Here is a 15,706-nt window from a genome sequence, read left to right on the forward strand (position 1 = left end):
TTCACTGTATAGGTAGCCACTGCTTTACTGTGTCCGCTGGGGCAAATAAGGTTCCAGTAGCGTTAGCAGCATCTGTAGTGCGCCCTGATTTTGGTGTAATACTTCCACGGCGTGTCGACCATAGTAAAGACGATAATCTTCGTCAGCGAGCAGTTTCCCGACTTCTTTTCCAAGTGAGTCTGCATCGGTCACAGTAATCAGCCCGTCTGCCTGATCGAGTTTGTTGCAGATGTCTTTGAAATTGAACGTGTGTGGCCCCATCAATACCGGAATAGCATGCGCTGCCGCTTCTAGCGGATTATGTCCGCCTCGTTCAACCAAGCTTCCACCAACAAAAGCCAGATCGGCGATGCCGTACAGCAGCATCAGTTCGCCCATAGTGTCCCCAATGACGACCTGCGTGTTTGCAGGAGGCTGTTCACCGCTGCTGCGTAGCGTGTAGGTGAACCCCAGATTTTCTGCCAGCATTTGCGTGGTGGAGAAACGTTCTGGGTGGCGAGGCACCAGAATCAGTAATAAGTCAGGGTAGGTGTCGAGCAGCTGTCGATGAGCGGCCAGAACGACCGCTTCTTCGCCCTCGTGCGTACTGGTGGCGATCCATACTGGGCGACGTGGTGCCCATTGTCGACGTAATGTAATGGCTCTAGCCGCCAGTTCCGGCGTCACGGAGATATCAAATTTGAGGCTGCCGGTTACTTTCAGGTTTGAGCGCTTCAGGCCAAGATCGATAAATCTGTCTCCGTCTTCCTGATTCTGTGCGGCAACGAGGGTAATTCGCCGCAAGATATGGCGCATTAGCTTCCCGATCTTTTTGTAACCCGCTGCGGAGCGTTCTGACAGCCGGGCATTCGCAATGACCAGCGGAATTTCGCGTTTATGCAGTTCCGCGATTAGATTTGGCCACAGCTCGGTTTCCATAATGATGACGATTTTTGGACGAACTTGGTCAAAAAAGCGCTTCAGAGCACAGGGCAAATCATAAGGCAGGTAAACGTGATAGACCGTGTCGCCAAATGCTGAACGCACGCGCTCGGAGCCGGTTGGCGTCATGGTTGTTACCGTGATCGGCAGATTGGGGTAACGATGGCGTAGTGCTCTCACTAAGGGAATAGCGGCCAGTGTTTCACCCACCGACACCGAATGCAGCATGATGCCGTCTGGCTTGACCTTCTCTGCACAAAAACCGTAGCGTTCACCCCAGCGTCGACGATAGGCTGGAGCCTTACGGCCACGAAGCCACAGGCGAAGCCAAATCAACGGTTGGATGAGGTACAGGATGATGGTGTAGAGAGTTTGTAGCATAAGGTTTACTGTTATCAGTTATCGCTGGAGTGATTTTATAGGGTTCGTGATGCGATTGCTATGAGTTATCAGAGTGATATCTCTTCATATACTCAAAGATTTAATATATTTCTATGTGATTTTTATGAGGGTGCTGAAGACGCAAGGGAATCAGAATAATTATTTATTCCATACCCAGTGGCATAATGTAATTTATTTTTTATATTAATCCACGTGTTTTCATTGTTAGATTCTTCTATTATTATTTTTAATTGAGCTAATAACTCAGCTTTGGAGGAGAAACTGTCATTTTCCATAATGTTGAAATTCATTTCATTTCTATCATTTTTGTATTTTAATGCAATTATATTATTCATGTAAGCATCATAATATGCAGTCGAATTATAAGTAATGACAATATCAAATTTTTTTGAATTTAGAGCATCACTCACAGAACTAGACTCATAAAATTTTAACCCGAATGAATCTGATATTTTTCTATATTCTTCTATATCTAACCCAGGGTGTGGTTTTATTGTGACGTCAATATCTATTTCGTTAAGGCAAGAAGATATAATTCTAATTATTTTAATGTTTTCATCGCTATAAATTTTTCTAGAACATAAGAATAAAATTCTACATCTACCTTTTATTTCGTATGGGGAGAGATTTTTTATTGGGTGTGGATACCCACTAATTTTTATCTTCGCTGGGGGGATGTTACCGTACCTTAAAAACTCATCCTTTGTGTATTCCCCCCAACATAATATATAATCAGAAGGCATGTTGTCGAGAGTGACAATGTCTATTTGAGGTGTGTTAGGAAATGAGTAAATAGCATGTTGCAGGGTGTATGTTGTGACATTATGTAATCTGAAATAATTATCAATAATAGCTTCTAAAGGCAATGAGCTACAAAAGCTACAATATTTTTTGTATTTCCATGATATTGATTCCTTTTGTAATAATTCTATAGTGTTTATATAGTGCAACATGGTTAGGAATAATATCAATTTGCTTTTAATTGGTAGGTCTATCTTTCTTTTAAAAAATTCCAATATCGTAAATTTAAATCCTTTAAGAGAAAATAAAAATTCAAGTTTTGGTTTCTCCTCCACCTTGAATATGTTTTTAATATCAACTTCAGACATTGCGTGATGTATTATTTCATTATAGTCCACTCTTTTTCCATATGGTCCCATGCTAAATAAAATATCATCATTAAATAATGGGATGGATATTTTTTGCGCAAAAAAGATGTTGGTTAAATGTTTGCGGAATGATTTCTTCTGTCCATAAGATAGGCATGCTATATCAAAAGACATTATGTTGGACAAATCATATCCATTATAAATAAGAGACATTTCCTTTCTATTTTTTAGGTATTTTTTATACATTATTCCATTATCACTTTTTTAGTTATATTTTACATGGCAAGAAGATTATGTCGGTAAGTGTCAATGCAGTTGTTGCCTTAAGTTAATTTGCGCTGCTTGTTTTTCCCGCTTTGGATTTAACGTCACGCTTTTCTGCCATTGCCAGTTTTGCGCCTGCTGTGAACAATATTTGGGTTGGCTGCTCCCGCTACTTGATAAACCTCGGTGCACTAACAACGCTTGTATGCCGCTGCAACTGCCTCGCACCAAGGTGATGTCTCACGCCCATACCTGACAGGAGTCGGATGCCCTGAGCGTGGTTAATGGTTTTACCCGACTCTGCTTGATGTGATGGCTGCTGTGGTGAACTATCCATGGCGACACAGCACTTGATAAAAGGTCGATTCACTCGCCAGATAAATCCCTTTATTTGCCAGTATTTTGCTAGGTGCTCAATATCGCAGTAGACCACCAGCCCAACTGGCACGGGCAGTTTATCCACGCGCGAAACTTACGTTCTGAGGAAATACGTTTCATTTGTCATTTTGTCGCCCTCTGGGTTCATTTTTAGGAGGGATAACAAGGGCGCTGTGTTAATACTTGTTAAGGTATGGGCCATATATTTTTCTTCCATGTTCTGTAGACAGCAAATAATTTATATAATCTATATCTTCTTTATAATCTATATCAAATTTGCAAACGTCTGGGGAAACAACATAACCAATTTTTTCCCCTAAAAATTTCTTTTCATATTGTCCTGGGAACTTAAATAATTCACCTGAGAATATCCTAAATGACGGTTCACAATCCTGTCGTCTAACCATAGAACGGTCTTCAAACTCTTTTATTAATGGTGTCAATATATGATTGTTTTCTTTAAATATTCTAGGGTCTTCTCTTGTAACAATGCAAATAGAGCTAAATTCTTCAGTGCGATATTTTTTATATGCGTCTAAGAATGTTTTTTTATCTCTAAAAGGATGTGTTGGGCGTAGCCAAAGAATATGGTCGGGAGGCGTAATTCCATTTACGATACATTGGTTTAAAATATCTAAAAGAACATCCTCCTCCATTGAGTCATCTTTTGCTGCATTAGAGCTCCTAAGAAAAGGAATCTCAGCGCCATATCGTTTTCCTATAACAGAGTATTCATTACTGTCAGTAGAAAGAATGACTTTATTTACAAATGGTAATGACTTCGCAAACATAATTGAATGTGCAAGAAGGGGAGTGTTATCTAATGGATATATATTCTTCCCAGGAAATCCTTTAGAGCCACATCTGGCAGGTACTACGGCCCATAAATTATTATTTTCTATATTTATGATGTTCACTTTCATTCACCTTTTTCTCACTAGAACCTAATATTGTTTCTGCATCCCGAATTTGATCAACATATTCTTTGAATGCTGAAGTGGTTAAATCAATAGCTACTGCATCAAAGTGCGCCCATTCCGTATTCCCGAGCTTAACATGTTTTTCTACCATCTTTGCCCCAGCTGCAACCGCTAAAGCAGACGCTTTCCATCCGAAGTCATGGCTTGAGTAACCTGGAATGATGCGAGGATCTGCTTTGGAAAGTTCATGATAATGTCTCACAACTGCGATATTACAATCTTCAAGTGGGGTTGGATAAGCAGAGTTACATTGCAATAGATATAAATTTTCGCAATGAATAAATTTTTCTGTTATAAATTTCTCATATTTACTGTCAGTCATTCCCGTTGATAAAACGACCGAACCTCTATAATTATTGGCAACATAAGTGAGGTAATCAGTATGCTCTGAAATTGTCGATGGTAATTTTACCATTGATAAGCCAATATCCATCATGAACTGAAACGATGCTTTATCTAAAACAGAAGCAAACCAGTTTATATTGAGATCTTTACACAAATTATTAACGAATTCAAAATCATCTTTACTCAGTTCTAAGTGGTGTCGATAATCAGAGAATGTTTTACCAAATGGTGAAATGTACTGCGATTTCAACTGCTCTTTAGTATAAAAACTATTAACATCCCTTTTTTGTAATTTAATAAAGTCAGCTCCGGCCGCTTTGCTCGCTCTTATCATTCTCTCCAAGCGAAGGCGATCACCGAAATGATTAGTTGTTAGTTCAGCAACAATAGATACATCATACTTATTTTTTCCTTGAACCTTGCGTTCTACCGTTTGGTTCATTTCATCTGGTGTCAGTGAGCTAAATCCGCGTTTTCCAACATGGTTGACGGAAATATTGGTGTCGCGTAGAAAATATAATGCATTAATAAAATAAAATTCTTGTAATGATATTTTAATGGTTTTTTCTTCTTCGCGATATGGCGAATAATCATGGCCAAGTTGTTTACTGTATCCAGCATTAGGGTCAAAATCAAATCCGATCATGTAAACATTTTGAGGTTTTCCTCGAATATCTGCTACATTACGAGCTACTTTTAGCGCGGTCATAAACAGCATATCTTCGATATACAGTTCATGGCTCATTAGACGCTGCATAATTAACTCTGAGGACTCCTGCGTCAATGGAATATATGGTGCGTGTACAATCGTCCGGTTTTTCGGGGAGAAATCACTCATCGAGGTGATGTACAGTTGGGAACGGAATTCACCTTCTTGTAGTCCTGCAGCCACCCAGTTCTCATGGAAAATAGTAATATCAGTTGGCGCAATACGTTCAGAATCATTTATGCCAATAACTAATGATCCTGCATAAATTTCTGGGCGGACGAGATCTGCAGAAGGGCCTTTACCCAAAATGAAAATATTATTGGTGCTGTATGTCGACGCGATATTTTTTAGTTGGCTCAAGAAATTGTCCATGGAATGGCTCATCGTTTACTTTAATCTCACAGTTATGTTCAAGTGCAATCATTAATCCAGGTAATAAATCCCAAGCGTAAGCACCTTTAGGATTAATAAAGCGCTTAAATGCGCCCCTTGCTACGTTGTATAAATTATAAACCGCGCAGCCTGTCACTCTGTATTCTTCTGCTAGGCACATACCTTTTGGTATGTCTTCATGAAATGATGAAGAAAACCCAGTAATTCGTGAATTTAAATAAGGGATTTTATCCCCTGTAACAAGTCTTTCGTTTAATTCTGGCATCATCAGCATACTACCAAGGTGTTGGCCATCCCTCCATATTCCTAGCGATGTTCCCCATTCTTTTAGGCCGGAACAAAAATTCTCTGTACCATCAATAGGATCGAGTAGTGCAACGTAGCCATCATATTTTTGAGTCCTGAAATCAAAACTTTCTTCACCTACAAATGTGAGGTTTGGTAACTTATTTTTCAGCCATTCAGAAATGTAATTTTCAATAAATCGATCTGCTTCTGTTACCGGACTATTATCTTCTTTATATTTTATTTTATAACGTAATTTTTTAATTTCAGATAAGTTATTTTTTACGATATAGGCACATTCATCTAATAAATTTCTTATTTCAATTTCCACATTATATCCTTATTAAATTTCTTATGATAAGTGTTAGGGGAATATTAGGAAAGCCTGTAGTCTGCAGGTGCCGACGATAGAGGAACCAATTTGTTGCCGATTTTTTCAAAAAAATAATTTATTTTTTTTGAAAATAAATTCATAAATTCATAAATTCATAAATTCTTCGGATAAGTTTATTTTAGTATGGGTTTTTTTATGTATTTCTTTGTTTTCTATTTTATTTTCTAGTGAAAAAATAAAATCTTTAATATTATGAAGATGCCTAAATGGAATGTCGGTATACTGGTATTCCCACCATGCTAAAGATAATAATTTTTCTATTATGTCATTGTTAAATCTAAACCTAATAACTTTAGCGGGTACTCCGATAACTACAGCATAAGGTGGTACATCTTTTGTAACAACCGCATTCGCGCCGACGATAGCTCCGTGTCCAATTATAATTCCTCCTTTTAGAACGACATTCTCTCCAATCCAAACATCATGTCCGATAGTTGGAAGTGGTAGGTTTTCATTAAATTCATGTATATTATTTTCATTTTCTAATTTCAGTATTTTTGAAAACTCTTTATTGTATGTTAATGGGCTTGTTGTAAATCTGTCGGTTGGATGCATGGTTCCCATGATAGTCACTTTTGACGCAATGCTACAAAATCTACCAATCGACATTTCATTCGGAAAAGCACTGCTGCTATATGAATAAGCACCTATTGAGCAAAAACTTTTATGTGGCATAGTTGCGTATGGTTCAGCGAAGATATCACAAGTTAATGTTATTTTTTTACCAGGTCTTAGCAATAGGAGATTTCTTTTCTTGTAAACGTTTTTTATTCTAAATATAGAGTCAAGGAATATATTTTTAGATATACAAAAGTTTTCGTGTTTTTTTGTCCATCTAAATGTAAATGGATAACTCATTTTTTTATCTCAATGCATTTGAGTGTTATTAATAGGATGTTAAAATAAATCGAAATCCTTTTTAATATGCTGAAGCATATGTTCTGCTGTGTGTTTTTTTATTATCTCAATTTTTTCCTCTTCTATTTTGCAAGAAAGAAAAGTATGGAAATTATCTTCGGTATCATAGTCTAATATAAAAAATCTATTTGGTGTGTAAAAATCATAGTCCATTACTTTAATATTGTTTGTTATTATTTTTTTATTAAATGTAAGGGCTTCAATAGTTCTTAATGTCAATCCATCTTGCCCTTTGTGATTGATCTCTACTACTATTTCTGAAGAAATAACCTTTTCTATATTTTCTTCATAGTTTAGCTGTTTCCCATTGAAATAATTACCCCCTTCATTTTTTCTATCAATAAGATAAAAATCTGAGATGTATTCATTTTTTTTCAATAATGAATCTATGGATTTTAAATATTCTTCTCTATCTTTTCTGTACTCGCCGACAAAGAAACAGTTTCTATCTTTTTTCTCAATCAATAATGAAGAGTTGAGCTTCATATTTATTACATTGGGGTATGTAAATGGTAAAAACTGATTCAAATATATTAAGTTATATTTTTGACAGTCACTTGGATCAAAACTATAAATTTTATCAAAATGGTCTTTGACCTCATTTATGAACCCATTTCCCGATATAAGCCATTTTTTTCTATATATCATTTCATTTTCAAGATGAATTATCGTATCTCGAATAACTAATGCTTTATTACATTTTATTTTTTTTATTAAATCTAAAAAACCTAAAATACTGTATCCATTGCAAATCAAAAGATCGTCTTTTTTTATTTTTCTTAACTTTAGAAAAACATGAATATTAACAAACCAAGAGTTAATGCCAATTTTTTTTAATTTTATGTTTTTTTTTGTGAAATGCTTCATAGCATTATTGATGTCTATAACACCATATTCATTCTTTAAATTCGTAATCATCAACTTTTCATAGCTTGCATTCCATTCTATAAAAAATACCTTCATATATTCTCCTTTTATCTAAAAAGATAATAATGTGCTCTGCTCAATATCCCTTTTAAAAATTTGAATTTTTTAAATTCATGTTTTGATTTTTTCTTCCATTGTAATGCTGTTATTGGTTCAAGTAACGGCACATTGTCCCATGTGGACTCTATATGTGCTTTTTGAAAAAAGTATGTTGAAGGATATGTACTCCAACTATGCCAAGGTTTAGTGGCGCCTACATAATGAATGAATATACTTTCCTCTGTGATTATTTCCTTATATTTCTGGTGTGTTTTATCTTTTAGTTCGCTTTTAATTGAGTAAATACAATTAAATTTACGTGGTAAGATAATTGTTCTTTTTAAGAAGAATAGATTCAATACGTCTTGATCTTGATATTTTAAATTTTTCCCTTTTATAGGGTCAGATAACAGCGATATCGCTTTTTCTGTAAGTCCATGTTTTTCCCATTCTTCTAGATTTATATATAAAAATCCAGCATTGAAATATAATCCATTTATTTCCTCCACTTCAAGTCTCTCTGCCGCTAGAGCTTGCATTGGCTCAATGTCTGGAACGACGCATGCAAATTTATTATCTAGGTTTATTTTTAAAAGATCATTAATAGGACCTTTGCAAATAATATCTGCATCGAGATAAAGAAGTTTAGATATTGTACTGCTAAGTAATTTGAAAATTATAAATCTAAAATATGTTGCCAGTGGCCATTTTTTACTTGGTAACTCTTTAAGATAGCTCGAATCAATTAAGTAGATTTCTATTATAGTATTAAATTTTTTACTTAACTCCCTTGATCTTTCAATATAATCATCATTTATGTAATCCGTAAATATATGAAATCTGAAGTTAATTTTTTTATTATTAATAATCAATGATGTGATTGAAATGGCTGCGCCAAATAAAAAGTTTCTATCTACGCCATATGAAACGTCGAGAAAATAGTCTGAGTGAATATTTTTCTCGTTAATGGATGTTTTTTTTAAAATAATATTTTCGATTTCAAATTTCATGTTATTCTCTGTTTGTTTTCTTTATAAAATATAGCATGTAATGCTTTATGCTTTTTAGTATCTTTATTTTATGCATTTCATGCTTTGCACTGTAACGAAGTTGATTAGCTGACGTGGCTTTTTCCAGTGGGACATCTTTCCATGGCGAAGACGACTTAGCACTATAAAAATAACGTGAGCTAGGATACTGGGCCCACTCATGCCAAGGTTTAGTTGGCCCAATATAATGGATAAAAACTGTCGAGTCCGTTATGGGGTGTGGATAGGCTTCACCCGTTTTGCATTTCAACTCATAATTAAGGCTAAACTGTGTGTTATATTTTTTATCCAGAAACTGAATATAACCCGGTAAAAGCATATTCAGGATGTCTTGATCCGGATAAGAGATCCTATTTGCGATTTGGGGATCTGATAACATGGTCATTGTTTTGGTTGTAACATCATGTTTATGCCAGTTAGCCAGATTAATGAGTAGGAAACCGGAGTTAAAATAGCCATTTTTAATACCTGGTGTTTCCAGACGCTGTGCACATTTTCCCCACCACGGACTTTCGCCTTCGGCGACGGCAGCGACAATATTTTCGCCGATATCAAGCGTGGCGAGTTCTTGCAGGGAACCGTTGCATACAATGTCTGAATCAAGGTAGATAATCTTATCGAGTTGTTGATAAAAATAGTCAGTAACGAGAAAGCGAAAATAAATAGCGTATGACCAGTTCTTGGTGCTAGGCAGACGTTTGAGCCACTCACAGTTAACGTTATATAAGGTAATGGTGGTGTGGTATTGCTCGGCGAGTGCTTGAAAACGTTTTCTGCTATCTTCGTTTAATGTGTCGGTAAATATGTGAAATGCTAGCTGCTGCTCTGGGTTTTTAATCAGTATTGAAGTAATCGCAATCGCACAGCCAAATAGAAAATTTTTATCGGTGCCAAATGCAATATGCAACGCATTTTTATCGGAGTCCACCGGAATATATGAGAAACAGAGTGTTTCCGTTATGACATCTTCTTTTTTGAAATACATAAGAAATCCAGTAGGTGATTATTCCATCACTTGGTGGTGAATGGCGGCATTGATAACTGCTTTCATTTCTTTGTAATAGGTTTCATCATAGAAACGGTAGATGGATGCTGCGATCTGCGCTGCATCCGGCAAAGGCTGCCGATCGACCACGTCCTGCAAACTGCTCCGCAGTGCGGTCGTCTCACCGGGTGGATAAAGCTGCCCATTTACGCCATTCTTGATGATGTCGCTGGGTCCTGAAGGGCAATCGCTGCTAACACAATAGATACCGTAAGACATGGCTTCAAGTAGCGTCATGGGTAGCCCTTCAAAGGCAGAACTCATGACGAAAGCGGAAACATTTTTAATATTCTCTTGTACATATTCCCACGGCGCTGCCTGCCAGCCATGCCAGTGAACGTGTGCGGCAATGCCCAATTTTTTGGCATACTCCTGACATATCTCAGCATCGGAGCCGTCACCAACAAAATGGCATTCCCAACCGCCTTTCAGCCCAGAAAAGGCATCCAGCATATCTTTGAGGCGTTTTTGCCCTTCAAATTTAAGCCGTCCGACGTAGATAAATACCGCTTTTTCTGTCTCTGCGGGTCGGGGGATCACTGTCGTTTGTGGTGTCACGGGATTGAAAACGACCGCCACTCGATTGGCAGGAACACCCCGCTCGACCAACTGTTGTTTGATACCGGAACTGATTGCCAGGTGGTAATCGGCAGCTAGCACCTGCTCGGAATGCTTTTTATGGTCAAGCGAGTAGTGCATCCAGGAAATCAGCGGCAGTGCTTGCTTGCTTGCACGAATGGCTTGCGCAGCGATACGGCACGAAGGCGAATCAAAGGCAATAATGACATCCGGTTGGCTCTGTTTAATATGCTGTGCCAGCGCACAGGAATGGCTCAGACGACGTAGAAATGAAATCTTGATGTTTGAACGGTGGCAAACGAATTTTTTCCCTTCTAGCCACGCTTTGTCCATGCGGTCGTCGCGACATAAAAAATATAGGGTGTAGTCGTTTTTTGTCTCGACGTCATTTTCAAGAAAGCCAGTTACTTTTTTCAGCACGGTTTCTATACCGCCGAACCCAGAAGTGGCTTCACCAACAAAGAGTATGTTCATAAGTGTTATCAGGCTAAGGCATTACAATGCCTTGCGCTCCGTTCGCACGCGAATTTTTTCTGCTTTGACGCGCGCATGTTGAAATAGAGGCTGCTCGTGTTGCAATGTGCTGCGCAATGTTTGTCGATCAAAGTAGATCTTTAAAAACCACAGCAGATCATTTTTCGTTAGCCCAATATCAGTCGATGAAAAATAAAGGCCGATAAGATCTTTATTACGCCAGCGTAGTGGAACCCTGCGGCGAAGTTGTGCCCGATGTAAATCAATAACTGAAATTTTAAATTGCGTGTCTGTGGGCTGATAAGGCAGATGCAGTAAAAAATGGCAGATATAACAGTCACGGTGATTAATCCCGCCGGCGTGCATGTTGCGTACCATTTCTGCAACGCGACGGATAAGCCGACGTTTTTCTTTCACAGAGGGCGGATTAGCCAGCCAGTTTGCACAATAGTCTTCCAGGCTCATCGAAGGGTTAAGATCTTCGGTAATGATGAAGGAATGACGTCGTAGTGGGTTTAACCCACGTTGGCCGAATCCAATACCCTTCATGGTATCTACGCCCAGATCTGCCAGACGATGGATGGCTTGCCATTCACGATCGGCACCGAGTACGGGCAGTCTGAGTGATAGCAAATTCTTCAACACTTCTTTGAGCGCGGTGCCACGATGTATTTTGATGAAGTAGGATTTTTCTTTCAGTACAAAACGCAGCGTCCGGCGACTTTCCAATGCACGAAAAACGTCGCCATCCAATTTTTCAACTTCTTCGAAGGGATCGCGATCTTTCCATTCCGATGCAAACGGCTCTTTTAGTTCAATCATGCTGTTTATTCACTTATCACTGCCTGAAATCAGCATTGCTGCTTTTTCAGGCAGGCTGTATAAATCTTCGCTATCGGCGAAATGGCGGGCGTTGTTAGCCCAGTTCAGTAATGTTTCCGGTTGATTCAGAGCATCATGTAAGGCCGTGTTCAACGATGTTTGGGCATAAGGTGAAGGGATAACAACCCCTGCCTGCGCCCTGTCGATATAGGGGGCGTAGCCACACACGTCAGTGACTATCACCGGTAATCCAGCGGCAATCGCTTCAAGCAGTACAATCCCCGCGGCTTCCTGATAAGCCGGGTGCATAAGCAAGTCTGCTGCGGCCATGAAATCAGGGATGTCATCACGTCCTGAAAAGAAGCGTACGTTATCCCCGATGCCAGACTGCTTGGCTAATGACAGATAGCGCTCAGGCTTATCTTGCCCGACAACGAAAAAAACGACTTTCTGGCGTAAGCCGTCAGGCAGACTGGCGATAGCCTGAATACTGCGCTCTACGCCTTTACGTTTAAAATCAGATCCTACCTGAAGCAGGAGGATAGCGTTGTCGTTGATGCCTTGTGCACGGCGAAAGGTTTGTCGAACGTCAGATGCTTGACGGTCGTATTTTCTGTCGAGGGCGATGCCTGGTGGCAAAATAAAAAAGCGTTCATCTTGTGTGTTGTAGTGCTTCTTGAAATCTGCGATTTGTCGCTGCGTTAACATCAGCATTTTTGTGTGGCTATCGCGTTTAAAGACCGCCTTTTCAAAGGCGGCATAATGCCTGTAGCGTGGCATTAAGCGGTAGATAGCCCCTTTCTCTTGCTCGACTTTCTCTGCGTAACAAACATCGGCGGCATAGTAGAAATCCAGCCCTGGCATTTTATTAAAACCAACAATCCGATCGACAGGATATTGTTGGAGATGGCATTGAACCCATTCACTGTAACGTTGATTACGCCGGTTATTGCTCATGCCCGATGCGGGAACGAAAACAATCTCAAGGTTATCTGGCTGTTCACCTTGCCATGATAAAACGTAGATGCGGACATGATGTCCGAGCTTTACGCAAGCTTGAGCAATACTATAAAAGTCACGTTGCAGTCCGCCAAAAGGGAAATATTTATACAGGCAGATGGCAATATTCATTGCACTTCCTCGTTTGTCGAACGATCTGCCAATAGGCTATTTACCGCTTGAATGACCTCTTGTGCAGGGATGCAGGAAAGATATTTTTGGTTCCTATCGAGATTTTTTCTTTCCGGCATCGGTTGATAGTCCCCAGCCCAAATAACGATACTGTTGTCAGACCAGGGTCGCCATTTTTTATGATCTGTCGGTCCAAATAAGCAGACTAACGGCGTATTGAGCGCGGCGGCCATGTGCATCGGCGCAGAGTCGACGCCGAGATAAAGTTTGGCTCTATCGATTAATGCGGCGAGTTCCAGAAAACTCGTTTTACCTGCAAAGGTTATATTCGGTTTGTGTTTGCATAGAGCATGGATATCTTGAATAACATGAAGATCGTCCTGAGACGGGCCGCAGGTCAGTACCACTTCGAGGCCTCTTACTTTCAGGTCGTCAATGACGGTCGAAAATTTATCATTATCCCAGCATTTAAAAGACTGTCTCGCCGTAGGCTGGATGACAATATAAGCTTGCTCGCGTAGCTGTGGAGAGATGCTGAACATACGGTCGGCATCTTCCTCTCTGTAATACAGCGACATGCGATCTTTTTGCGCGGTCGGTTGTAAGTTGAGAGGAGAAAGCACGGAGCGGTTTTGCTCAACAATATGCGTGCCCCTTGCTGAAACGCAGGTGCTGAAAAGCGAGCGCCACATTTTTCCTTTCAATGTATCGCCCCGATCGAGAGCAATACTGCGGCACCCCAATGATTTTACTAATAGGGCAATGGGCCACTGGTCAGCTAAATTGACGATCAGATCGTAATTGTTGTGCTTAAGCTCTCGCCTGACTTCTTGGAAATTACGGATCTTTTCCAAAAGCGTGCCCGTTTTTCTTTTGAGCACATAGAGCTGATGTATCTCTGGGTTTGCAGAGAGAATCGGCATCGTATCCTGGTACAGCAATACGTCGATTTTGGCATCAGGGTAGTTGGCTTTCAGCGTACTGATGAGCGGAGTGGTCAGCAGCATATCGCCATGATATCTGAGCTTCACCACGAGAATCCGGTGATAAGAGATGATGCGTTGACTCACTCGTTTTCCTTCATCTAATCAAAGGTTATTATTTTACAGGCACGCTACCGCCTTTGGCTCAACAGCTACCAAAAGACTGATCCTATCCATGTGGCGCGACAGCATGGATAGCTAATTTTCCCGCTATGGTACTAAAACCCATTCCCCTCTCACAGAGGTAAATGCGACTGCCACACGCTAATTATAACAGGGCTAATTCTTTAGCCATTTTCCGGTCAGCGTGGTGCCGAGGCAAAACGCCATAAGCCACGCGATAAGCATGTCTCGTGAATAGAGAATGACATCGCTAAGTCCATACATCAGCAGGGCAAAAAGCAATGCGGCGGAGAGGTGGCTGCGTAGAACAAAAAATGAAAAATAAAATAAGGAGGCATAGAGCAACACGAGCAATATTGCTCCCGGCAACCCCTTAAGGGAGAAAGCATCAATCACTTCGTTATGCAGATGGACATTCAAAAATTCAACGGCACCCGCTAAATTCGGCTTTTGTTCTGCTTGTGCAATGATTCGCTCTGCACGCTGTTCGGCAGATTGTCCCAATAAGGCTTCTTCCCCTGCTTCGATACCTGAGTGATACATCGCGATTCGTGCACCCACCGAGGTTCTGCTGTTATTCATGCTATAGCTGTGTACGTCAGTAATCAGATCGTTGAGGCGCTGATGAATCGTTTCCTGGAAAAGGAATAAACACAGGAGAAGCGTGGCCGATGAGCCGACTAGCGCTTTTATAAATAGCGGCTTACTGTGTCTGACTTCTGACAGTAAAATGGTCGCGCCAACAAGGGGATAAACAAATATGGCTGCCCGAGTTTCTGTCAACAGAATGGCGACAGTCACTAACAGGAAATGCCCCAGATAGAGATAATACTTATAGGTTGAATCGAGCTTTAGCAGTGCTTGTGCGCTTAACGCACCAATAAAGGTAAGAAAATAGGCTGCGCTCGTTGCGGTACCAAATACCAATCCGATACGGTGCATTCCGCTGAATAATGACTGATAGAACGCGTAGCTTAGCGCGAGAATACAGATTGCGATGATGTAGAAGAGTGGCTGGTGCCGATTTTTTTGCGAGATATGCAGGACCGTCAGCAGGATGAATGCCCCCAGAATACCGGCATGGGCGGATGTCCTGTAGGCGTTATACACATAATGTAACAGGCTATCGGGTTGATAATAGTGGTGATACCAAATGAGATTGGTTAAGCCGATAGCCAGCAGGCAAAGTGGGATCAGCAACAGCCGCTTAGCCGCTATTATTGTTCTTAAGTGTGTCGCCACATAAAAAACAGATAGCGAGCCCGTGAGATAAAAAAGCCACCCGGCAATAATGCTACTAAATGGCATAATGGCTAATGTGAGTAAACAGCCGGGGAAAACCGCTTTAAGCGCGACAGCCGAACTGATGCTGGGCGTTTTTCCCAGTTCGTACCTTAATTCATTGAGCATGTATTTGTTCACAGTCGGGAGCGATA

At 40.1% G+C, this 15,706-nt stretch carries 14 protein-coding genes; all 14 read right to left on the minus strand.

Annotated features, from left to right (window positions below; translation table 11 throughout):
- Nucleotides 1-24: 24 nt before the first annotated feature.
- Nucleotides 25-1,302, minus strand: coding sequence for a lipid IV(A) 3-deoxy-D-manno-octulosonic acid transferase (gene waaA / locus LOZ86_RS01590; RefSeq protein WP_039483094.1), 1,278 nt, complete (start codon nt 1,300-1,302; stop codon nt 25-27).
- A 122-nt stretch (nt 1,303-1,424) separates the two neighbouring features.
- Nucleotides 1,425-2,678 (minus strand): hypothetical protein, encoded by a 1,254-nt coding sequence (locus LOZ86_RS01595; protein ID WP_103160457.1) that lies wholly within the window; start codon nt 2,676-2,678, stop codon nt 1,425-1,427.
- Nucleotides 2,679-3,250: 572 nt separating this feature from the next.
- A complete protein-coding gene (locus LOZ86_RS01600) occupies nt 3,251-3,997 on the minus strand; it encodes an acylneuraminate cytidylyltransferase family protein (RefSeq protein ID WP_052012044.1) in 747 nt (248 codons plus the stop codon).
- The gene (locus LOZ86_RS01605) at nt 3,966-5,480 is read right to left on the minus strand and encodes an N-acetylneuraminate synthase family protein (protein WP_230242784.1); all 1,515 of its coding nucleotides are present in this window, start codon (nt 5,478-5,480) and stop codon (nt 3,966-3,968) included. The genes LOZ86_RS01600 and LOZ86_RS01605 overlap by 32 nt, the downstream gene beginning before the upstream one ends.
- Complete coding sequence (locus tag LOZ86_RS01610) at nt 5,425-6,117, minus strand: inositol monophosphatase family protein (protein WP_052012042.1); 693 nt, start codon at nt 6,115-6,117, stop codon at nt 5,425-5,427. Before LOZ86_RS01610 ends, LOZ86_RS01605 begins: the two co-directional genes overlap by 56 nt.
- 147 nt (nt 6,118-6,264) lie before the next feature.
- Nucleotides 6,265-7,038, minus strand: coding sequence for a CatB-related O-acetyltransferase (locus LOZ86_RS01615; protein ID WP_039483085.1), 774 nt, complete (start codon nt 7,036-7,038; stop codon nt 6,265-6,267).
- A 39-nt stretch (nt 7,039-7,077) separates the two neighbouring features.
- Entirely contained in the window at nt 7,078-8,061 is a 984-nt protein-coding gene (locus LOZ86_RS01620; RefSeq protein WP_039483082.1) for a WaaS/CpsH family glycosyltransferase, read from the minus strand.
- 11 nt (nt 8,062-8,072) lie between these two features.
- On the minus strand, nt 8,073-9,074 hold the full coding sequence (locus LOZ86_RS01625; RefSeq protein WP_039483079.1) for a glycosyltransferase family 8 protein: 1,002 nt from the start codon (nt 9,072-9,074) through the stop codon (nt 8,073-8,075).
- Nucleotide 9,075: 1 nt separating this feature from the next.
- Nucleotides 9,076-10,098, minus strand: coding sequence for a lipopolysaccharide 3-alpha-galactosyltransferase (gene waaO, locus LOZ86_RS01630; protein WP_039483076.1), 1,023 nt, complete (start codon nt 10,096-10,098; stop codon nt 9,076-9,078).
- 18 nt (nt 10,099-10,116) lie between these two features.
- Nucleotides 10,117-11,211, minus strand: a complete 1,095-nt coding sequence (gene waaB, locus LOZ86_RS01635; protein ID WP_039483072.1) for a lipopolysaccharide 1,6-galactosyltransferase — start codon at nt 11,209-11,211, stop codon at nt 10,117-10,119.
- 21 nt (nt 11,212-11,232) lie between these two features.
- On the minus strand, nt 11,233-12,033 hold the full coding sequence (gene rfaP, locus LOZ86_RS01640; protein WP_039483069.1) for a lipopolysaccharide core heptose(I) kinase RfaP: 801 nt from the start codon (nt 12,031-12,033) through the stop codon (nt 11,233-11,235).
- Between the two features lie 9 nt (nt 12,034-12,042).
- On the minus strand, nt 12,043-13,164 hold the full coding sequence (locus LOZ86_RS01645; protein WP_039483067.1) for a glycosyltransferase family 4 protein: 1,122 nt from the start codon (nt 13,162-13,164) through the stop codon (nt 12,043-12,045).
- On the minus strand, nt 13,161-14,234 hold the full coding sequence (gene rfaQ / locus LOZ86_RS01650) for a lipopolysaccharide core heptosyltransferase RfaQ (protein WP_230242785.1): 1,074 nt from the start codon (nt 14,232-14,234) through the stop codon (nt 13,161-13,163). Before rfaQ ends, LOZ86_RS01645 begins: the two co-directional genes overlap by 4 nt.
- A 192-nt stretch (nt 14,235-14,426) precedes the next feature.
- Entirely contained in the window at nt 14,427-15,680 is a 1,254-nt protein-coding gene (locus tag LOZ86_RS01655) for an O-antigen ligase family protein (protein ID WP_230242786.1), read from the minus strand.
- Between the last annotated feature and the right edge of the window lie 26 nt (nt 15,681-15,706).

The sequence above is a fragment of the Pectobacterium parvum genome, from assembly GCF_020971565.1.
GTDB lineage: Bacteria > Pseudomonadota > Gammaproteobacteria > Enterobacterales > Enterobacteriaceae > Pectobacterium > Pectobacterium polare.

What these genes read in the sequence shown, in the direction of transcription:
- LOZ86_RS01605 (WP_230242784.1), bottom strand. Translation starts at nt 5,480, where the DNA reads ATGGACAATTTCTTGAGCCAACTAAAAAATATCGCGTCGACATACAGC.
- LOZ86_RS01645 (WP_039483067.1), bottom strand. Translation starts at nt 13,164, where the DNA reads ATGAATATTGCCATCTGCCTGTATAAATATTTCCCTTTTGGCGGACTG.
- waaA (WP_039483094.1), bottom strand. Translation starts at nt 1,302, where the DNA reads ATGCTACAAACTCTCTACACCATCATCCTGTACCTCATCCAACCGTTG.
- LOZ86_RS01615 (WP_039483085.1), bottom strand. Translation starts at nt 7,038, where the DNA reads ATGAGTTATCCATTTACATTTAGATGGACAAAAAAACACGAAAACTTT.
- waaB (WP_039483072.1), bottom strand. Translation starts at nt 11,211, where the DNA reads ATGAACATACTCTTTGTTGGTGAAGCCACTTCTGGGTTCGGCGGTATA.
- LOZ86_RS01595 (WP_103160457.1), bottom strand. Translation starts at nt 2,678, where the DNA reads ATGTATAAAAAATACCTAAAAAATAGAAAGGAAATGTCTCTTATTTAT.
- LOZ86_RS01620 (WP_039483082.1), bottom strand. Translation starts at nt 8,061, where the DNA reads ATGAAGGTATTTTTTATAGAATGGAATGCAAGCTATGAAAAGTTGATG.
- rfaP (WP_039483069.1), bottom strand. Translation starts at nt 12,033, where the DNA reads ATGATTGAACTAAAAGAGCCGTTTGCATCGGAATGGAAAGATCGCGAT.
- LOZ86_RS01600 (WP_052012044.1), bottom strand. Translation starts at nt 3,997, where the DNA reads ATGAAAGTGAACATCATAAATATAGAAAATAATAATTTATGGGCCGTA.
- LOZ86_RS01625 (WP_039483079.1), bottom strand. Translation starts at nt 9,074, where the DNA reads ATGAAATTTGAAATCGAAAATATTATTTTAAAAAAAACATCCATTAAC.
- waaO (WP_039483076.1), bottom strand. Translation starts at nt 10,098, where the DNA reads ATGTATTTCAAAAAAGAAGATGTCATAACGGAAACACTCTGTTTCTCA.
- LOZ86_RS01655 (WP_230242786.1), bottom strand. Translation starts at nt 15,680, where the DNA reads ATGCTCAATGAATTAAGGTACGAACTGGGAAAAACGCCCAGCATCAGT.